Raw genomic sequence first — 18923 nt, forward strand, 5'->3', positions numbered from 1 at the left:
CCCGCCCGCCGGACCCCGCCCGCTTAATCCCCGGGCGCCCGAACCGCCGACCATGATACCGACCGATCGCATGGCGGCCGTCGACGCCAACGCGGCGGCGCTCGGCGTGCCGCGCAAGCAGCTGATGGAGTCGTCCGGCAACGCGGTCGCCCGCGAGGTGCGGGCCGTCGCGGACCCGGGCGCGACCGTCGCACTCGTCTGCGGCCGCGGGAACAACGGCGGCGACGCCCTCGTCGCGGCCCGGTTCCTGACCGAGTACGCCGTCCGGGTCCACCTGCTCGGCCGCCCCGAGACGGTCCGGACCGACATCGCGCGGGAGAACTGGGCGGCGCTCGGAAAGGCGGAGATTCCCCGCGAGACCGTCACCGACTCGCGCGACCTCGACCTCGCCGCCCCCGACGGCGACGACCCCGACGTGATCGTCGACGCGATGCTCGGGTCCGGAATCTCCGGCGGGCTCCGCGAACCGGAGCGGACCGCGGCCGCAGCGATCAACGCGAGCGACGCGACGGTGATCGCGGTCGACGTGCCCTCCGGGATCGACGCCGACACGGGCGATCCGACGGGAGGCCCGGACGCGGTCGCCGTCGACGCCGACCGCGTGGTGACGTTCCACGACGAGAAGCCCGGGCTGGCCGCGCTCGACGCCGCGGTCGCGGTCGCCGACATCGGGATCCCGGCCGCCGCGGAGCGGTACACGGGCCCGGGGGACCTCCTCGGCCTCGACCGCGACCCCGACTCCCACAAGGGCGACAACGGCGAGGTGCTGGTGGTCGGCGGCGGCCCGTACACCGGCGCGCCGACGCTGTCCGCGCTCGCCGCCCTCCGCGCGGGCGCGGACCTCGTCCGGGTGGCGTGTCCGGAATCGGTCGCGGACGCGGTCCAGGGCTTCTCACCGAACCTCATCGTCCGGCCGCTCCCCGGCGACCGGGTCGGCTCGTCGCACGCGGCCCGAGTCGCGTCGCTCGCGGCCGAGAACGACGTCGTCGTCCTCGGTCCCGGACTGGGAGACGGCGACGGGACCCGCGAGTTCGTCCGCGAGTTCCTGACGGCCTACGACGGGCAGGCGGTCGTCGACGCCGACGCGCTCCGGGTCGTCCCCGAGGTCGACACGGACGCCGACCTGATCTGTACCCCGCATCAGGGCGAACTGGTCGACATGGGCGGCGAGACGGCGGCGGACCCGGACGAGCGAGCAGAACTGGTCCGGGAGTTCGCCGCCGACCTCGGCCACGTCCTGCTCGTGAAGGGCGCGGTCGACGTGATCGCCGACGCCGACGGCGTGCGGCTGAACCGCACCGGCAACCCGGGCATGACCGTCGGCGGGACCGGCGACGTGCTGGCGGGGACGGTCGGCGCGCTCGCGGCCGTCACGGACCCGTTCCGCGCGGCCGCGGTCGGCGCGTACGTCGTCGGGCGCGCCGGGGACGCAGCGGCCGACGCGAACGGGGCCGGCCTGGTGGCGACGGACTTACCCGACCGGCTGCCGGAGGCGATGCGTAATGAGTGACGACGGACCCGGCGACGGCGCGGCGGGCGACGGAGCGAGCGCGGACCCCGCCGGCGCGGACGCGCTGACCCACACCGACGACGCGGGCGACGTCCAGATGGTCGACGTGGGCGCGAAGCCCGACAGCAGCCGACGCGCGGTCGCGCGCGGCGAGATCCGGCTGACCCCGGAGACGATCCACGCGGTCGAGGCCGACGCGGTCGAGAAGGGCGACGTGCTCGCGACCGCGCGGATCGGCGCCGTCCAAGCCGTGAAACACACCTGGGAGACGATCCCGATGTGCCACCAGATCCCGATCACGAACGTCGACACCGAGTTCGCGGTGGGCGACGACCGGATCGAACTCACCGTCGCGGTCGAGACCACCGGGAAGACGGGCTGCGAGATGGAGGCGTTGGAGGGCGTCACGACAGGGCTCAACACCGTCTGGGACATGGTGAAGGCCGCCGAGAAGGACGCGGACGGGGGGTATCCCGACACGCGGATCTCGGACGTCGAGGTCGTCGAGAAGCGGAAGGAGCAGGTCGGCGAGTGAGTCGCGGGTGAGTCGCGGGTGAGCCGCGAGTGGGCGGCGAGCGGCGTCACACCGAAGCCCGGCCGCCGGTCAGAACAGCCCGCTCACGTCGCCGTCGGCGTCCACGTCGATGTCCTCGGCGGCCGGCTCCGCGGGCAGCCCCGGCATCGTCATCACGTCGGCGGTCTTCGCCACGACGAAGCCGGCCCCCGCCGAGGGGGTCACCTCGCGGACGGTGAGCGTCCACCCCTCGGGCACGCCGGTCCGGGCGGGGTCGTCGGACAGCGAGTACGGGGTCTTCGAGAGGCAGACCGGGAGGTCGCCGTACCCCCAGCGCTCGACGCGCTCGACGTCGTCGGCCGCGCCGTCGACGTACTCGACGCCCGCGACGCCGTACACCTCGCGCGCGACCGTGGCTATCTTCTCGCGGATCGGCGCGTCGGCGTCGTACAGGGGTTCGAACGACCCCGTCCCGGCGCGCTCGCGCACCAGTTCGGCCAGGTCGGTCGCGCCCGCGCCGCCGTCGCGGTGGGCCGTCGAGCGCGCGACCGGGATCCCGCGCTCTTCGAGTCCGGCCTCCAGCGCGGCGAGTTCGACCTCGGTGTCGTCCGCGAACACGTTGATCGCGGCGACCGTCGGGACCCCGAACGACTCGGCGATCGAGACGTGCTTCGCGACGTTGGCGACGCCGGCCCGGACCGCCTCGGGGGCCGGCTCCGCGAGGGCGTCGAAGTCGGTCGGCCACATCTCCAGGCCGTGGCGCTTCGCGCCGCGGACGGTGGCGACCACGACGGCTACGTCGGGGACCACGCCCTGCCGCGCGACGATGTTCCCGAACTTCTCCGCGCCGAGGTCGGCGCCGAACCCGGCCTCCGTGACGAGGTAGTCGGCGAGCGCGGCGCCGACCCGGTCAGCGACCAGTGTGTTCGTCCCGTGCGCGATGTTCGCGAAGGGTCCGCCGTGGACAAACGCTGGGACGCCCTCAACCGTCTGGACAAGGTTCGGCCGGAAGGCGTCCCGGAGCAGCGCGGCCGCGGCGCCGGTCACCCCGAGGTCGTCCGGCGTGACGGGCTCGCCGTCGGCGTCGGCCGCGAGCACGATCCGACCGATCCGCGCCTTCAGGTCCTCCAGGTCGGTCGCGAGCCCGAGGACGGCCGTCAGCTCCGAGGCGGCGGTGATCACGAACCCCTCTTCCCGGGGGACCCCGCTCGCGGTCCCGCCGAGGCCGACGACCGTCTCGCGGAGCGCGCGGTCGTTGACGTCGAGCGCGCGCGGCCAGTCGACCCGTCGCGCGTCTATCTCCGCGTCGTTGCCCTGGTGGAGGTGGTTGTCGAGCGCGGCCGCGAGGAGGTTGTGCGCCGCGGTCAGCGCGTGGATGTCGCCGGTGAAGTGGAGATTGATCGCCTCCATCGGGAGCACCTGCGACCGGCCCCCGCCGGCCGCGCCGCCCTTGACCCCGAAGACCGGGCCGAGCGACGGCTCCCGGATCGCGACCGCGGCCCGCTCGCCCAGCGCGGCGAGCCCCTGCCCGATCCCCACGGTGGTGACGGTCTTCCCCTCGCCCTTCGGCGTCGGCGACATGCCCGTCACCAGGACGGTCGTCCCGGCCGAGTCCGCTGCTGCCCCGGAAGCGTCCGGCCCGTCGCTGACGGCGTCGCGGACCGCCGCGTGCGTGAGCTTCGCGACGCCGTCGCCGCGCCGCTCGACGTCGTCGGCGGAGAGCCCGAGGTCGGCCGCGACCTCCTCGATCGGCCGGGGATCGGTCGCTCGCGCGACGGCGAGGTCCGACTCCGGTACCCCAGTCGCGTCGCTCGCGGGATCGGTGGGCGCCATACCGGCGCTTCTCGGGCCGCTCGTATGAGCGTTGCTCGGGCCTTGGTGACAACCCTCAGCGGTCGAGGAACGGCGGGATCACGACCTCGGCGCGCTTCTCGTCGCCGCGCACGACGACGCTCACCTCGGTGCCGGCGTCGGCGTACGACTCGTGGAGGTAGCCCAAGCCGATGGGCTCGTCGAGCGTCGGGCTCATCGTCCCGGAGGTGAGCTTCCCGACGCGGGTGAGGTCGCCGTCGGTGACCGCGTACCCGTTCCGGGGGACGCCGCGCTCGCGGAGGCGGACCCCGACGAACTTCTCGTCGACGCCCTCCTCGTTCTGCGCCTCCAAGGCGTCGCGCCCGACGAACTCCGTGTCGAGCTTGACGACGAAGCCGATCCGGGCCTCGTACGGCGTCCGGGGCTCGCTCTCCGGATCGAAGTCCTGTCCGGACAGCAGGTAGCCCATCTCGGTGCGGAGCGTGTCGCGGGCGCCGAGCCCGCAGGGCTGCGCCTCCCGCGGGCCGTCGACGAACGCCGCCCAGACGGACTCGGCGACGTCGGCCGGACACATCACTTCGAAGCCGTCCTCGCCGGTGTAGCCGGTGCGCGCGACCCAGCTCTCCGTGCCGGCCACCGCCGCGGCCGTCGCCTCGAACTTCGAGAGGTCGACGACCCGGTCCCGCGGCGTCGCCTCGTCGAGCGCGTCGACCGCGTCGGGGCCCTGAACGGCGAGCATCGCCCAGTCGTCGGTGGCGTTCGCGACGGTCGCGTCGAGGCCCCACTCGTCGCGGTGCGCGGTCCAGCGGTCGTACATCTGCCCGTCGTGGCCGGCGTTCGGCACGAAGAGGTACGCGGGGTCGCCGCTCGGGGCGTCGAGGTCGCCGTCGTGGGCCGCGTCGAGGTCCGCGAGCGACGCGGCCGCCTCGCCGGCGGCGGTCCCGTCGGGGAGCCGGTAGACGACCGTGTCGTCGAGCATCACGCCCTCGTCGTCCGTGATCGCGGCGTACTGCGAGTCGCCGGGGTCGAGCGCGCGCACGTCGTTCGTCGTGAGTCGGTTCAGCAGCTCGGTCGCGTCCGGGCCGGACACCTCGATCTCGCCCATGTGCGACACGTCGAAGACGCCGACCGACTCGCGGACCGCGGCGTGTTCGGTCCGGATCGAGTCGAACTCGACGGGCATCTGCCAGCCGCCGAAGTCGGTGAACTTGGCGCCGCGCTCGTCGTGGGCGTCGTGGAGCGGAGGGAGGCGATCGGTCATACCCGCACCTCTCCGGGACGAACCTAAGGCTTTGTGACATCGGCGGTCCGCGTCGGCGGCGGCCCCCGTCGCGGTCGCGCCCGTCGTCGACTCGGCCGACAGCCTCAAGCGGTCGCCGGCCCCTCACTCCGGCGTGAGCAGCCGTCGCCCCGACCGGCCCGGTCCGCTCGCCCCCGCGGTCGCCGTGGTCGTCGCCGCGGTCCTCCTGTTCGCGCTCGTCGGGACCTGGCCGCCGTTCGTCGCGGTCGAGAGCGGCAGCATGGCGCCCGGGGTCGAGCGCGGGGACCTCGTCGTCGTGACGGCGGCCGACCGGGCGCCGTGGGGCGACCTCTCGACCGCCGCCGACCCGAACGCGCCGGCGCGGCTCGGCGGGACGGGCGATGTCGTCGTCTACACCGTCCCGGGGGCGGACGGGAGACCGGTGTTCCACCGGTTGGCGTTCGCGGTCGACGCCGGCGAGGACTGGACGGAGCGGGCCGACCCGGCGCTCCTCGCCGCTGACTGCGCGGAGCTGGCGACGTGCCCGGCGCCGTACGACGGCTACGTCACCTACGGCGACGCGAACGAGCTGTACGACCAGAGCGCGGGCATCGCGCCCGTCGTCCCCGACGAGTGGATCGCCGGGAAGGCGCTGTTCGCGGTGCCGAACCTTGGCTGGATTCGGGTGGGGATCGACGCGGCGGCCGCGCGCTACGGCGGCGTCGCGACCGGCGTCGTCCTCGTCGGTATCGCGGGGATCGCGGGGGGCGTCGGGGCGCTGTTGCTCGGTCGGATCCGGTGGGAACGGCGGCGGTGAGTCGGGCGTCGATCAGTCCCGGGCGCTACCGGTGCCAGGTCGGTTCGCTTCCCGTATCGTCCGCGGCCTCGGTCGCGTCGACCTCGTCGCCGTCTAGAGTCACCGATCCGTTCGCGGCGTTGCGGAGGGCGTCCGACCGGCCGAACTCCCCGGGCGCGATGGCGAGCGTGCGGATCCCGTAGCCGTTCGCGGTCTCGACGACCGGCTTGAAGTCCGTGTCGCGGGAGGCGATCGCGAGCGTCTCCATCCGGCCCTCCGCGGCGAACCGCGCGGCGTCGACCGCGAGCTTCACGTCCACGTCGCCGCTCGTGACGATGACCTCGAAGCCGCGCGCCTCCGCGGCCTGTATCAGCCCCGGCGTCGCGTGCTCGTCGAGGTACAGCCGGGTCGTCACCAGCGGGCCCTCCGCCTCGCCCGCCCGCCGCACGTCGTCTAAGTCCACGTCAAACTCCTCGCGCAGCACGTTCGGGCCGTCGACGAACAGCGCCACGCTGCCGGCGTCCGGATCCGTCTCGGCGGCCGCGCTCGCGACGCCCTCGGCGGTCGTCTCGGCTTCCGGGCCCTCGCCTCGGTCCATGGGTGGCCTTCGCCGTCGCCGGAGATAGGTATGGTGATCCGCGCGCTCGCGGTCCGCCCCCGTCACTCGCCGGTCGTCCTCTGCGACGGTCCGTCGTCGCCCGAGTCGATCGTGATCAAGTGATCGAAACTATCGTCCGCGAATCATCGACACCCTTCGTCGAACGCCGTCGAAATTCAAGACCTTATATGGATATTACGACTTCCCTCACGTCCGTAGTGAATATACGGAGGCTTGAAGTAAGGCGTCCAGCAATAACGGGATAAGATGTCACAATCGAACGCGTACACCGTCATTTCCGCACAGAACGATCACGAATGTACCACGGTACGTGCCCATCCCCGCAACGAGACGTTCCACATCGTCGACTACGCCGACGAGGACGCCCGCGAGCGGGTCGCGGACCTGCCCGTCGGCTCGGTCGTGCGGATGGAGCTGTCCCGCGCGGGTCGCCGGAGCAACGTCTGGTGCGCCGAGTCGGTTACGACGGCCCGGACCGACGGGGGAGAGCGCCGGTAAGCGACGCCGAACCTCCGCGCTCCGTCACCGGTCGGGAGCGCGCCGGTCGACTCCGTAGTCCGGTTCCCGCGGGTCCGCTTCGTCCCTCTCTTTCGCGGTTCGCCGTCCGCCTCACGGCCGTCCGCTTTCCCGATGACGACAGGTATTTGCCACCGATGCCGGTAGGGGCAGGAGATGGTCGAGACGCTGCTCGCTGTCGGTATCGTCGCCTCGGTGTTCGTCGGCTTCAACATCGGCGGCTCCTCGACCGGCATCGCGTGGGGGCCGCCGGTGGGCGCCGGCATCCTGAAGAAGACGACCGCGGCCGCGCTGATGACGGTGTTCGTGTTCCTCGGCGGGTGGACGGTGGGACGGAACGTGATGGACACGCTCAGCGGCGGGATCATCACGACCGAGCTCTCGCTGTCGGCCGGCGTCGCCGTCCTGTTTTTCATCGGGTTCGGGATCCTCATCGCGAACGTCTTCGGCGTCCCGGTGCCGACCTCGATGACGACCGTGGGCGCCATCGCCGGGCTCGGGCTGGCGACTGACACGCTCAACTACGCCACGATCACCCGGATCGTCTCCTGGTGGATCGTGACGCCGATCATCGGCTTCTGGATCGGCGTCGTCATCGGTCGGTACGTCTACCCGGCCGTGAACCGGCGCGTCCGCGTCGAGAAGTCGCCCGGGCCGCTGCTCAGACTCGACCGCGACGGAGCCGTGCCGACGGTCGCGCTCGGACCCAACACGACGTACTCGGAGCTGATCAGCACGGTCGTCGTCCTGGTCATCGGCTGTTACATGGCGTTCAGCGCCGGTGCGAGCAACGTCCCGAACGCCGCCGCGCCGCTCGTCAGCGGCGTCGGCGGCCTCCCCGACGACACCGCGATCCTGCTCGCGACGCTCGCAATCGGGCTCGGCGGGTTCACGATCGCCCGCCGCACGATGGAGTCGGTCGGCGGCGAGCTCAGCGACATCCCGCTCCTCGCCGCGCTGTTCGTGATGACCACGGCCTCAACGATCACGACGGTCCTCTCGTGGATCGGCATCCCGATCAGCCTCGTCATGGGCACGGTGATGACGATCGTCGGCATCGGCTGGGGGCGGGCGACGCGCCCGGTCACGGTCCGGCAGGCGGTCACGCGCAACACCGGCGACAACGAGATCGTCACCGGCGCGATCACCGTGAGCGACACCGAGGGGCGGCAGTCGTCGCCGATCGGGGAGGCGGAGCCGGCGGCGGTGTTGAACGCGGGCGACCTTTTCAACCCCCGAGCGGTCCTGAAGTACGTCTCGATGTGGATCATCGGTCCGTCGGTGTCGACCGCGCTGGCGTACGGGTTCTTCGTCCTCCTGCCGGGAGTCGCCTGACGGCGCCGGGGTGACGGGAGCAGTTAGGAGGATGCGCGGCGTAGATCGGGTATGATAGACCGCATCCTCGTGCCGATGGACGACTCGGACCACGCCGAGCGGGCCCTCGAATACGCCTTGGAGAACTTCCCGGACGCGGACGTCACCGTGGTTCACGTCGTCGGCGCGCCGTCGATGATGATGGGCGAGGCCGCGTCGCTCGCGCTCGCGGACGACTTCGAGGCGGCGGCCGCGGAGCGCGCGGAGGGCGTCTTTGAGCGCGCCCGCGCACTGGCGACCGACCGCGGCCGCGAGGTCGACACGGTCGTCGGCGTCGGCCACCCGGCGCGGAACATCATCGACCGGTCGGAGGGGTACGACACGGTCGTAATCGGGGCCCACGGCGCGGACCGCGGGCGCGCGACGCGCCGGTTCCTCGTCGGTAACGTCGCCGAAACCGTCTCGAAGCGCGCTCCGGTGTCCGTGGTGCTCGTCCGCTGACGGACGGCCCGGCGCGGTCGGTGGGCGGCGGCGCGATCAGTCCCGCGTGAGCCGCGGGTTCGTCACCGCGCCGTCCGCGGCGGAGGCGAAGTCCCGGCCGTACTTCGCGAGGATGCCGCCCTCGTATGGCGGCTCGGGCGCCTCCCACTCCTCGCGGCGCGCCTCCAGCTCCTCGTCGGAGAGGTCGACGGTGAGGTCCCGCTCGGGGATGTCGACGGTGACGTGGTCGCCGTCCTCGATCAGGCCGATCGGGCCGCCGACGGCGGCCTCGGGCGCGACGTGGCCGATCATCGGGCCGCGGGTGCCGCCCGAGAAGCGGCCGTCGGTGAGCAGCGCCACGTCGTCCTCGTGGCCCGCGCCGACGACCGCGGCGGTGACGCCGAGCATCTCGCGCATCCCGGGGCCGCCGCGGGGGCCCTCGTTGCGGATGACGATCACGTCGCCGGACTCGATCCCGCCGGACTGGACGTACTCCATCGCGTCCTCCTCGTTCTCGAACACGCGGGCCGGCCCCTCGTGGTAGAACTCGTCGTCGCCGGTCACCTTCAGCACCGAGCCGTCCGGCGCGAGGTTGCCGTCGAGGATCTTGATCGCGCCCTCCTCCTCCTTCGGGTCGTCGACGGGGTAGAGGAAGTCGGCCTCGATGTCCGACTCGTCCGGGAGCTCGCCGCGCTCCTCCAGCGCCGCGATCTCCTCGGCGAGCGTGTTGCCCGTCACCGTCATGGCGTCGCCGTGGAGCAGGTCCGCCTCCAGCAGGCGGCGGAGCACGACCGGCACGCCGCCGATCTCGTGGAGGTCGTTCATCACGCGGCTCCCCCCAGGCTGGAGGTTCGCGATCTTCGGGGTGCGCCGCGAGATTTCGTCGAAGTCCTCAATCGAGAGGTCGACGTCGGCCTCGCCGGCCAAGGCGAGCAGGTGGAGGACGGCGTTCGTGGAGCCGCCCATCGCGGTCTGGGCCGCGATCGCGTTCTCGAACGACTCCCGCGAGAGGATGTCGGAGGGGCGGCGGTCGTTCTCGATACAGTCCATCGCCAGCTCGCCGGCGCGCTCGGCGACCGCGTAGCGCGCCTCGTCCTCGGCGGGCGGCGAGGCCGACCCGAGCGGCGCCAGCCCCAGCGCCTCCGAGAGCGACGCCATCGTGTTCGCGGTGAACATCCCGCCGCACGAGCCCGCGCCGGGGCAGGCGTGGCGTTCCAGGTCGTCGAGCTCGTCGGCGTCCATGTCGCCCTGCGCGTACGTGCCGACGCCCTCGAACACCTGGACGATCGTCACGTCGCGGCCGTCGTGCTGGCCGGGCATGATCGAGCCGCCGTAGAGGAAGACGCTCGGCAGGTCCGTCCGGATCGCGGCCATCATCATCCCGGGGAGGTTCTTGTCGCAGCCCGCGACGGTCACGAGCGCGTCCATGCGCTCGCCGAAGGAGACCAGCTCGACGGAGTCGGCGATGACCTCCCGCGATATCAGGCTCGCCTTCATCCCTTCCGTCCCCATCGAGATGGCGTCGCTAATGGTGATCGTTCCGAACTCGATCGGCATCCCGCCCGCGGCGTCGATGCCGTCGAGCGCGGCGTCGGCCACGTCGTCGAGGTGGACGTTACACGGCGTGATGTCGGCCGCGGGGTTCGGCACGCCGACGATGGGCGACGAGAGGTCCTCGTCGTCGAATCCCATCGCGCGGAACATCGCGCGGTGCGGCGCCTTGTCCGGCCCCTCGGTCACCTCGCGGCTCCGCAGGTCTCCGTCCTTCTTCCCGGCGAATCGGTCCGCGTCCGCCCGGCGACGACGGCGCTCGTCGTCGTCTGACCTCGGCTGCTGTTCGCTCATACGCGACCCTGTCGCTCGGGGGTCTTAAACGACCGCGTCGGGGCGAGGGTTGCTCGGCGGGGCGAACGGGTTCGGGGCGGGGGTCGATCGGTCGTCGTCGCCGGGCTATCACACCCGCGACTTCAGTTCCACCCGGTAGCCGAACGGGTCCCTGACGTACACCGCGCCCGCTTCACCGGTCGCCCCGAGCGGCGAGTCGAGGCTCTTCTCGACCTCGACGCCGGCGTCCGCCAGCTCGGCTTCGATCTCCGCGGCCGACTCCTCCACGACGACCGCGACGTGGTCGTAGTTCGTCTTCGCCGGCGCCTCGAACTCCTCGGTGGGCCAGAGGTGGATCACGGCGGTCGCCGAGAGCCGCACGTCGAAGAACGGCTTCTCGTCGGCCGCGTACAGCGCGTCCTCGATGCCGAACCCGAGCTGCTCGCCGTAGAACTCGCGGGCCTCGTCGGCGCCGTCTTCGGGAATCCGAAGGTTGACGTGGTCGATGTGTCGAGCGTTCACAACGGCCGGTTCGGCGGCCGGGCGCAAAAGTCGTGCGGGGGCGGCACGACGCTCGCCTTCGAACGCCAGCAGCGCGGCGAATGCGACGGTGAAGCGCGGTCCCGCGACCCGCGAACCGCCGCGGAGTATTTACCCACAGAAATGTAAGTATCACACATGATTGGCTTGAACGTCGTCGCCGTCACGCCGCTGATGGGCGGGATGGCGGGCGGGATGGGCGGCTGGATGTTACTCTTCCCGCTTCTCGCGTTGCTCACCGTCGCGGCGCTGCTCGCCGTGGGCGTCGTCGGAATCAGGGCGCTCGCGAACGAGACCGACGACGGCTCGACGCAGAACGAGCCCGACGAGGATCCGGTCGAGCGCCTTCAGCGACGGTACGCGGAGGGCGATCTCACGGAAGCGGAATTCGAGCGGGCGCTGGAGCGCGAACTGGAGTGGGAGGAGACCGGTGGGACCGGGTCGAGCCCGACGCACGAGACCGAATCGAGCGGGGAGGCGGCGCGGGCGCGGTAAGTCGAGGGAAGAAGGTCGGTCGTCGCGGCCGGTCAGGCGAACGCGCGCAGGATTCCGGCGCCGTCGGTGCTGCGGCCGAGGTCCGGGAGCGTGGCGCGCTCGGGGTGGGGCATCAGCACCGCGACCGTCTCGCGCTCGCCGAGGACGCCGGCGACGTTGTCGGTCGAGCCGTTCGGATTGGCGGCGTCCGTGACGTTCCCGTCGGCGTCGCAGTAGCGGAAGAGGACGCGGTCCTCGGCGACGAGGTCGGCGTGGGTCGCCTCGCTTATCTCGAAGCGCCCCTCGCCGTGCGCGATGGGGACCTCGATGACCTGTCCCTCCTCGTAGGCGGCGGTCCAGGGGGTATCGGCGCGCTCGACGCGCAGGTGGACTGGCTCGCACTGGAACCGCGCGGAGGCGTTCGTGGTGAACGCGCCGGGCGTCAGCCCCGACTCCGAGCCGATCTGCGCACCGTTACAGATGCCGATCACGGGGACGCCGGCGTCGGCGGCGTCGCGGACCTCCTCCATGATCGGATCGCGGGCGGCCATCGCGCCGGCGCGGAGGTAATCGCCGTAGGAGAACCCGCCGGGGAGGACTACCCCGTCGGGGTCGGCGGGGAGGCCGTCGTCGTACCAGACGCGCTCGGCGTCGACGCCGAGGTGGTCGAGCGCGCGGACGGCGTCGCGGTCGCAGTTCGAGCCGCCGAACTGGACGACGGCGACCGTCACGCCGCCCACCCCGCGTGGGCGGCCGCGGCGCTCGCATCGCCGGCGGCCGCGCCGGTGACGGTCGGCGTCGTCTCGGAGGCGGCGACCGTCATCGCTCCGCGACCGCCACGTCGTAGTCGTGGATCGTGGGGTTCGCGAGCAGCCGCTCGGCCATCTCGCCGGCGCGGTCGGCCGCCTCGTCGGCGTCGGCGGCGTCGAGGTCGACCTCGAAGCGGTCCGCCGAGCGGAGGTCGGACAACTCGAACCCGAGCCGTTCGAGGGCCTGCTGGGTCGTCTCGGCCTCCGGGTCGAGGACGCCCCGCTTCAGCCGGACCGTCACCGTCGCCGTGTACGCGGTCATACCCGTTGGTGCGGAGTCGTGTGTAAAAACCGTTTTGGAACGACGTTTATACACATGTTCGTGGATATATATCGGTCGTTCGTGCGGGAGGCAGGGACCGCGCGGAACGAAAGGGGCAAACCCCTCCGGCTGTTGGGGAGGGTGTATGCAGCCGCTCGAACCCGCGGAGGTGATCGTCGCATGACCCGCGAACTGACCGAAATTACGGTCGTCGGAGGAGACAAGACCGGACTCATCGCGCGGGTCACCTCCCTGCTGTTCGAGCGCGGGATCAACATCGAGGACCTCGATCAGGCGGTCCGCGAGGGCGTCTTCCGGATGACGACCCGCGTCGACACCTCGGAGATGGAGACCTCGCGCGGCGAGCTCCGCCGGGCGCTCGCCGAGCTCGGCCGCGAACTCGACGTCGACATCCAGGTCCGGTTCCCGAGCGACCGCGACGCGCGGCGCGTCGCGCTGCTCGTCACCAAGGAGACCCACGCGCCCGAGGCGCTGTTGGAGGCGGAGGCGCGCGGCGAGCTGGCCGAGGACAGCGAGGCCGAGATCCCGGTCGTCATCGGCAACCGCGGCGACCTCCGGTCGCTCGCGGAGCGCTACGACAAGCCGTTCTACGACGTGGGCGACGGCAACGGCAACACCGACGAGGAGCGCCTTCTCGACCTGCTGGCCGAGTACGACGTGGACCTCATCGCCTTAGCGCGGTACATGCGCATCCTCTCGCCCGAGGTCGTCTTCCGGTACGAGGGGCGGATCGTCAACGTCCACCCCTCGCTGCTGCCGGCGTTCCCCGGCGCGGAGGCGTACCGGCAGGCCAAGGACGCCGGCGTCCGGGTCGCGGGCGTCACCGCCCACTACGTCACGACCGACCTCGACCAGGGGCCGGTCATCGCCCAGCGCGCCTTCGACGTGCCCCCGGGCGCCGACGTCGACGAGATCAAGCGCCGCGGACAGCCCCTCGAGGCCGAGGTCCTGCTCGACGCGGTCCGGCTCCACCTCGCGGACGCCATCGCGGTCCACCGCGGGACAGTCCACGTGCGCGAGGACGTGGACGTCGACGCGCAACTCGGCCTCTCGGAGGCCGCCGTGGACGCGAACCCGGACGAGCCCGTCGACGGCGAGCCGCTCGGCCGCACCCGCCCGTCGCCGTCGGACGACTGACGGAGCGATAGGACCGCACGCGCCGGCCGACCTCGAACTCCGGCGGCTACTTTTAACCGCGCGCGAGCGCAACGACGGACGATGACCGGTCGTCGCGCCCGGACGTTCCTCGCGGACACCGCCGCGGTCGTCCGCAGCGACGAGCGGCTGATCCTGCTGTTCCTACTGCTCCTCCCTCTCTCGCCGCGCTGGCGGTGTTCCTCCACTACACGACCCTGGTCTTGGAGGGGCTCCCGGACCCGGTTCCGGGGGAGCCGTTCGGGCCGTGAACCGGGACCGCCGAGCCGCTCACTCCAACCGCACCAGCAGGTCGCGGTTCGCGGCCTCGTAGCGCAGGCGCCCGTCGTCGAGCGCCCGGCGGCGCCTAGCCGCCCAGTCGCTCGCGTCGTAGCCGGTCTCGCCGACGGCCGTCTCGACCGTGTCAAGCAGGTGCGCGAGGACCGTCCGCTCGCCCGGCTCGTAGGGGGGTTCGATCTCCCACGGCGAGGGGCCCTCGGCGATCGCGGTCGCCTCCCGGGCCAGCGCCGCCGCCCCGTCGGGGCCGCCGGGGCGGAACTCCCGCATGTGGCGGTGATAGCGGTCGAGAACTGCCTCGTCGTCCGGGTCCGGGGGCGCGAACCGCGTCTCGCCGTCGTAGGTTATCGGCGCGTACGCGACGGGGGCGACCTCGGCGAGGGCGTCGACCGCCGGGGCGGCGTCGACCACGTCGAAGAACGCGCAGCCGACGACCGCGTCGAACCGCTCGCCGGCGGCCGCCGCCTCGCTCGCGAAGTCGAAGGCGTCCGCGACGCGGAACTCGACGGCCACGTCCCCGACCGCGTCGCCGATCCGCGCTTCGCCCGCGGACAGGGCCGCCTCGTGGGCGTCGACCGCGACCCACCGGCCGGCGTCGATCACGCCCCAGTCGACGAGGCGCTCGACCATCGTCGCCGTGCCCGCGCCGACTTCGAGCACCTCGGGCTCGGGCGGGAGCTCGGCGGCGAAGCGGTCGAGGACCGCCCGGTTCAGCGAGCGGTCGTCGAGCGCGCGCTTCGCGTCGAGGTACGTCGCGTGGTCGGTCACGCGGCGTCACCTCCCGCGCCCGGGACCCTCGTCCGCCGTCCGGCCTCGGCCTCCAGGAAGTCGACGACGCGGTCGAGCGTCTCGGGCCACCCCGGCCGCGCCTCGTAGTCGCGGCGCGCGGCGGTCCCCATGGCCGCCAGCCGGTCGCGGTCGTCGAGGTCGCGGAGTGCCGCGGCGACGGCGCGCGGGTCGCCCGGGGGCACGAGGACGCCCGACTCGCCGTCCCGGACGAACTCGCTCGCGCCGCCCGCGGTCGTCGCCAGCGGCACGCAGCCGAACCCCATCCCCTCCAGGTACACCATGCCGAACGGCTCGTACCGCGACGGCACCGCCAGGACGTGGCTCTCGCGGAGCCGCGCCGCGACCGCCTCGTCGTCGAGGCGCCCGGCGAAGCGGACGCGGTCGCCGATCCCGGCCGCGGCGACCGACTCCGCGACGGCCTCGGCGTGGGCCGGCGCGACCGTCCGGTCCCCGACGACCGTCAGCCGCCAGTCCACGTCGCGGCCGTCCAGCCGGGCGAGGCCGTCGACGAGCGCGTCGAGCCCCTTCCGCGGGACGACGTTCCCGAGGAAGGTCACCTCCAGCGGGCCGGACCGGGCGCGCTCTCGGATCGCTGACGCGGAGGTCACCGGGTCGAACCGGTCGCCGGCCGGCGGGGCGACCGCGCTCCTGGCCGGGCCGCCGAGCACGGCCGCGTTCCGGCGGGTCGTCTCGGCGTTGTACACCGCGGCGTCGACGCCGCGGAGGAACCGGCGCTCGACGGCCGCCACTCCGCGGCGCCCGAGCGCCGAGCGCGCGCGGTCGAGGGCTCCCCGTTCGCCGTCCGGCGTCCCCTGCGCCGCCCGCGCACGCCACGCGATCATGTGGACGAGCGCGACGGTCGGCGCGTCGAGCCGGCGGTTGGCGCACAGCACCGACGGGTGCGCCAACCCGTCCTCGACGACCACGTCGAACTCGGCGAGGCGGGCGGCGAGCCGGCCCGCCCGGAGGTTCGGCGCGAGGCGTTCCCGGTAGGATCCCCGGGGCAGCGAGACCACCTCGACGCCGTGGCCGCGCTCGCGGAGCCGGTCGCGGAGCCGCCGGTCGTAGTAGAAGCCGCCGGACTCGGACTCGATGTCGCCGGCCAGCACGAGGGCGACGCGCATCGGGGCGTCACCGCAGTTCGCCGGCGTAGGAGACGCTCGCGGCGTCGTCCTCGCGGACGGTCACGGTCAGCCGGGTCGCGGCCGGGGCGTCCACCGCCGCGAGGTCGTCGAACAGCGCCCGGGCCAGCCGCTCGGCGCTGGGGTTGCCCTCCAAGTGCTCGTTGAGCGTCTCGTCCCGGTAGCGGTCGGCCGCGTCGGCCAGGGCGTCGAGCGCGAGGTCGATGTCGAGCAGGTAGCCGTACTCGCCGAGCTCCGGGCCACGGAACGTCGCCTCCGCGGTGAAGGTGTGCGAGTGGAGCTCCGCCTCGCCGGCCGGCGGGTTCGGGACGGTGAGGTAGTGCTGTGCGACGAACGTCTCGGAGACGGTCAGTTCGTACATGGGTAGGTGAAGAGGAGCTGAAGGGTCGGTTCGCCCTCGTCGGCAAGGCGCCGGTACGCGCTCGGCGCGCGGTCGACCGGGACGCGGTCCGTGACGAGCCGCTCGGTGACATCCAGTTCGCCGTGGAGACGCCGGAGCTGGCGCCAGGCGGTCTCCCGGCGCCGCTCCCGGTCCCAGCGACCCCGCAGCTCCGGCGCGATGGTCGTGACTTGGCTGCTCCGGACGGTGACCCGCCCGCGGTGGAAGTGGTCGCCGAAGCCGAGGTCGGCGCGCTTGGTGCCGTACCACGACCCCACGAGGACGCGGCCGTCGAACCGCGTCGTCTCGACGGCCGTCTCCAGCGTCTCCGGGCGCCCCGAGACCTCGACCGCGAGGTCGACGCCCCCGGTGCGGTCGCGGACGGCGTCGACGACGCCGGCGCGCCCGTCGTATCGGGTCGGGTCGACGACGGCGTCGGCGCCGAACTCGGCCGCGAGCTCGCGCCGCCGGTCCCTCGGTTCGACCGCGACCACGGTCTCTGCGCCGCTCCGCGCCAGCAGCGCGGTCGTGAGCAGCCCCACGACGCCCTGCCCGAACACCGCGACGCGCTCGCCGAGCCGGGGGGCCGCGTCGAGCGTCAGCGTCACCGCCGTCTCCGCGTTCGCGAACAGCGTCGCGGTCTCCGGGTCGATCCCGTCCGGGACCGGGATGAGCGCGTCCGGGGAGACGGCGAACCGGCTCTCGTGGGGGTTAAACGCGAAGACGGTCCGGTCTCGCCACGACGGGTCGACCGCCTCGCCGACCGCGGTCACCCGCCCGACGACCGCGTAGCCGTAGCGGAGCGGGTACGAGAGGTCGCCGTCGAGCGAGGAGAGCTCCTCGTCCGCGACGGTCTCGGGGTCGAGCTCCCCGCGGTACGCGAGCAGCTCGGACCCCGCGCTCACCGCCGAGACGGACGCGGAGACGACCACCTCGTCGGGGGCCGGGGCGGGGTCGTCGACCGGGACGACCTCGACGCGTTCCGGCCCGGTGAACTCCACCGCGCGGTGGGCGGCGCCGTCGCTCACGCGGACTCACCCGTCCGCGACCGACGACCGAGAGGAGTCGACATTACCGATCGCACGGGCCGATCCAACATAAAGCCCCGCCGGCGACCACCCGACCGAGCGGCGTCGGCGGTCGCGGTCGCTGCCGTCGGGAGTAAACATAAGCCAGCGGAGGCCGTGCGTAGCGTATCCATGGCACACTCCGACGCGGGCGCCGACGTCGAATCGCTGACCCCGCTCCACTGGATCGGGATCCTCGCCGCGACCGTGTCCGGGATCGTCCACGCCGTCCTCGGGGTTCAGGTCGGGGGCGCGCTGGGGATCTCCTTCTTCGTCGCGACACTTGGCTTCGGAGCGGGCGTGACGGCGATAGTCGCCGGCTACCGTCGACGGCTGATCTACGCCGTCGGGATCCCGTTCACCGGCGGTCAGATCGTCCTGTGGTACGTGATCAACTTCGTCACCGGGACGTACTCGTTCCCGGGCGATATCGGGGTGTACGGCGCCGTCGACAAGGTCGCGCAGATCGCGTTGATCGCCGTCCTCGCGGTCCTGCTCTCCAGAGAGTCGTAAGCCCGGCCGCGGCTCGCCGTTCCCTCCTCGACGCCGCGAACCGGTCCCGCCACCGCCCGGTTCGGACCGTTCGCTCACCGCCTCACTCGCCGCCTCGGCCGGCCGCGATCGGCGGATCGTCGCGCCCGAGTCGCCCCGTCGCGGCCGCCCAGTCGCGGGCGAAGCTCGCCAGCAGTGCCGCCAGAGCGACCGCCGCGAACGCGGTCAGGAGGACCGTCTCGCCCCCGCGGCCGACGTTCGGGAGTAGCGCGAGCGCGACGACGGCGAACTGCGCGGTGCCCACGAACGGCCGGACTCGGCTCGGCGGGAGCTCGTACACCGGCGCCCCGGCGCGTCGTCGCCGCCACAGCGACCCGGCGTAGGCGTACCAGACCCCGCCGGCGAGGAGGTACCACGGGGGGAGCGCGCCCAGCGCGACGGCGACCGCGGCGCCGACGAGGACGGCCAGCGCGTCGGTGGCCCCGTCGAGGCGCGCGCCGAGGACCGTCTCGCGGGTGCGGCGGGCGACGGCGCCGTCGACCGCGTCGAGGCCCACCGCGCCGACGAAGAGGGCCGCGGGGAGCCGCGGGTCCGGCGCCGGCGCGACCGCCGCGCCCGCGAGGACGACGGCGAGCCAGCCCCGGAACAGCGTGATCGCGTTCGCCGGGCCGAGCCGCGGGTCGGGGGCCTCTCCGTCGGGCGCGCGGTTCGCCGCGAGGTTGGCCCGCGCGTACGCGGCGAGGTACGCGCCGGGAACGACCGCGGCGAGGACCCAGGCCGTCCCGAGCGGGCGCCACAGCGCGGCCAGCCCGAGCGCGCCGAGCGCCACGGAGCCGGCGAACCGCCGTCGGAGCCGAGCGGGCGTGGCCGCGGAGGGATCGGGGGCCGGCAT

At 73.1% G+C, this 18923-nt stretch carries 21 protein-coding genes and 1 pseudogene; 10 read left to right on the forward strand and 12 right to left on the reverse strand.

The features are described 5' to 3' along the window. Positions 1–52: 52 nt before the first annotated feature. The gene (locus HPS36_RS14055) at positions 53–1510 is read left to right on the forward strand and encodes an NAD(P)H-hydrate dehydratase (protein WP_173230628.1); all 1458 of its coding nucleotides are present in this window, start codon (positions 53–55) and stop codon (positions 1508–1510) included. Then, positions 1503–2045 carry a cyclic pyranopterin monophosphate synthase MoaC gene (gene moaC, locus HPS36_RS14060; RefSeq protein ID WP_173230629.1) on the forward strand — a complete coding sequence of 181 codons (543 nt, stop codon included), beginning with the start codon at positions 1503–1505 and terminating at the stop codon, positions 2043–2045. The genes HPS36_RS14055 and moaC overlap by 8 nt, the downstream gene beginning before the upstream one ends. 69 nt (positions 2046–2114) lie before the next feature. Here moaC and HPS36_RS14065 read toward each other — a convergent pair whose 3' ends face one another. Together HPS36_RS14065 and HPS36_RS14070 are read right to left on the reverse strand one after the other, a co-directional pair. Then, on the reverse strand, positions 2115–3857 hold the full coding sequence (locus tag HPS36_RS14065; RefSeq protein WP_173230630.1) for a formate--tetrahydrofolate ligase: 1743 nt from the start codon (positions 3855–3857) through the stop codon (positions 2115–2117). A gap of 55 nt (positions 3858–3912) precedes the next feature. Beyond that, positions 3913–5097, reverse strand: a complete 1185-nt coding sequence (locus tag HPS36_RS14070) for a glycine cleavage system aminomethyltransferase GcvT (protein WP_173230631.1) — start codon at positions 5095–5097, stop codon at positions 3913–3915. Positions 5098–5230: 133 nt separating this feature from the next. Between HPS36_RS14070 and HPS36_RS14075 the strand changes: the two genes are divergently transcribed. Further along, on the forward strand, positions 5231–5893 hold the full coding sequence (locus tag HPS36_RS14075; RefSeq protein WP_173230632.1) for a S26 family signal peptidase: 663 nt from the start codon (positions 5231–5233) through the stop codon (positions 5891–5893). 25 nt (positions 5894–5918) lie between these two features. Here the strand turns inward: HPS36_RS14075 and HPS36_RS14080 are convergent, their stop codons facing one another. Next, positions 5919–6470 carry an NYN domain-containing protein gene (locus HPS36_RS14080; protein ID WP_173230633.1) on the reverse strand — a complete coding sequence of 184 codons (552 nt, stop codon included), beginning with the start codon at positions 6468–6470 and terminating at the stop codon, positions 5919–5921. 267 nt (positions 6471–6737) lie between these two features. Between HPS36_RS14080 and HPS36_RS14085 the strand changes: the two genes are divergently transcribed. The 3 genes from HPS36_RS14085 to HPS36_RS14095 all read left to right on the forward strand — a co-directional run bounded on the left by HPS36_RS14085 (position 6738) and on the right by HPS36_RS14095 (position 8822). Further along, entirely contained in the window at positions 6738–6989 is a 252-nt protein-coding gene (locus HPS36_RS14085; RefSeq protein ID WP_053771262.1) for a hypothetical protein, read from the forward strand. 174 nt (positions 6990–7163) lie between these two features. Further along, entirely contained in the window at positions 7164–8342 is a 1179-nt protein-coding gene (locus HPS36_RS14090; RefSeq protein ID WP_173230634.1) for an inorganic phosphate transporter, read from the forward strand. Between the two features lie 51 nt (positions 8343–8393). Continuing rightward, positions 8394–8822, forward strand: coding sequence for a universal stress protein (locus HPS36_RS14095; protein WP_173230635.1), 429 nt, complete (start codon positions 8394–8396; stop codon positions 8820–8822). A gap of 36 nt (positions 8823–8858) precedes the next feature. Here the strand turns inward: HPS36_RS14095 and ilvD are convergent, their stop codons facing one another. Both ilvD and HPS36_RS14105 read right to left on the reverse strand, forming a co-directional pair. Beyond that, positions 8859–10646 (reverse strand): dihydroxy-acid dehydratase, encoded by a 1788-nt coding sequence (gene ilvD, locus HPS36_RS14100; RefSeq protein ID WP_173230636.1) that lies wholly within the window; start codon positions 10644–10646, stop codon positions 8859–8861. Positions 10647–10754: 108 nt separating this feature from the next. After that, a complete protein-coding gene (locus tag HPS36_RS14105) occupies positions 10755–11147 on the reverse strand; it encodes a VOC family protein (protein ID WP_173230637.1) in 393 nt (130 codons plus the stop codon). A 156-nt stretch (positions 11148–11303) separates the two neighbouring features. On the opposite strand from HPS36_RS14105, the gene HPS36_RS14110 reads away from it, so the two are divergent. Continuing rightward, positions 11304–11660 (forward strand): SHOCT domain-containing protein, encoded by a 357-nt coding sequence (locus HPS36_RS14110; protein WP_173230638.1) that lies wholly within the window; start codon positions 11304–11306, stop codon positions 11658–11660. A gap of 32 nt (positions 11661–11692) precedes the next feature. Here the strand turns inward: HPS36_RS14110 and purQ are convergent, their stop codons facing one another. Both purQ and purS read right to left on the reverse strand, forming a co-directional pair. After that, positions 11693–12370, reverse strand: a complete 678-nt coding sequence (gene purQ / locus HPS36_RS14115; protein ID WP_173230639.1) for a phosphoribosylformylglycinamidine synthase I — start codon at positions 12368–12370, stop codon at positions 11693–11695. 88 nt (positions 12371–12458) lie between these two features. Beyond that, positions 12459–12710 (reverse strand): phosphoribosylformylglycinamidine synthase subunit PurS, encoded by a 252-nt coding sequence (purS, locus tag HPS36_RS14120; protein WP_121562396.1) that lies wholly within the window; start codon positions 12708–12710, stop codon positions 12459–12461. A gap of 180 nt (positions 12711–12890) precedes the next feature. Between purS and HPS36_RS14125 the strand changes: the two genes are divergently transcribed. Together HPS36_RS14125 and HPS36_RS16885 are read left to right on the forward strand one after the other, a co-directional pair. Then, positions 12891–13868 carry a formyltetrahydrofolate deformylase gene (locus HPS36_RS14125; RefSeq protein ID WP_121562395.1) on the forward strand — a complete coding sequence of 326 codons (978 nt, stop codon included), beginning with the start codon at positions 12891–12893 and terminating at the stop codon, positions 13866–13868. Positions 13869–13949: 81 nt separating this feature from the next. Beyond that, positions 13950–14137 (forward strand): annotated as a pseudogene (locus tag HPS36_RS16885) (hypothetical protein). Positions 14138–14156: 19 nt separating this feature from the next. On the opposite strand, the gene HPS36_RS14130 reads toward HPS36_RS16885, so the two are convergent. Genes HPS36_RS14130 through HPS36_RS14145 form a run of 4 tightly spaced genes read right to left on the reverse strand, consistent with a single transcriptional unit; the run spans position 14157 to position 17500 of the window. Beyond that, the gene (locus HPS36_RS14130) at positions 14157–14930 is read right to left on the reverse strand and encodes a class I SAM-dependent methyltransferase (RefSeq protein ID WP_173230640.1); all 774 of its coding nucleotides are present in this window, start codon (positions 14928–14930) and stop codon (positions 14157–14159) included. Then, positions 14927–16075: a glycosyltransferase family 4 protein gene (locus tag HPS36_RS14135; protein WP_173230641.1), complete on the reverse strand. Its 1149-nt coding sequence runs from the start codon at positions 16073–16075 to the stop codon at positions 14927–14929. The genes HPS36_RS14130 and HPS36_RS14135 overlap by 4 nt, the downstream gene beginning before the upstream one ends. Before the next feature lie 7 nt (positions 16076–16082). After that, positions 16083–16454 (reverse strand): 6-pyruvoyl trahydropterin synthase family protein, encoded by a 372-nt coding sequence (locus HPS36_RS14140; RefSeq protein ID WP_053771251.1) that lies wholly within the window; start codon positions 16452–16454, stop codon positions 16083–16085. Beyond that, complete coding sequence (locus HPS36_RS14145; RefSeq protein ID WP_173230642.1) at positions 16442–17500, reverse strand: zinc-dependent alcohol dehydrogenase; 1059 nt, start codon at positions 17498–17500, stop codon at positions 16442–16444. The genes HPS36_RS14140 and HPS36_RS14145 overlap by 13 nt, the downstream gene beginning before the upstream one ends. Before the next feature lie 171 nt (positions 17501–17671). On the opposite strand from HPS36_RS14145, the gene HPS36_RS14150 reads away from it, so the two are divergent. Next, the gene (locus HPS36_RS14150) at positions 17672–18052 is read left to right on the forward strand and encodes a DUF7475 family protein (RefSeq protein WP_173230643.1); all 381 of its coding nucleotides are present in this window, start codon (positions 17672–17674) and stop codon (positions 18050–18052) included. 82 nt (positions 18053–18134) lie between these two features. Here HPS36_RS14150 and HPS36_RS14155 read toward each other — a convergent pair whose 3' ends face one another. Continuing rightward, positions 18135–18923 (reverse strand): CDP-alcohol phosphatidyltransferase family protein, encoded by a 789-nt coding sequence (locus tag HPS36_RS14155; RefSeq protein ID WP_173230644.1) that lies wholly within the window; start codon positions 18921–18923, stop codon positions 18135–18137.

This window comes from Halorubrum salinarum (assembly GCF_013267195.1).
In the GTDB taxonomy this organism is placed as follows: domain Archaea; phylum Halobacteriota; class Halobacteria; order Halobacteriales; family Haloferacaceae; genus Halorubrum; species Halorubrum salinarum.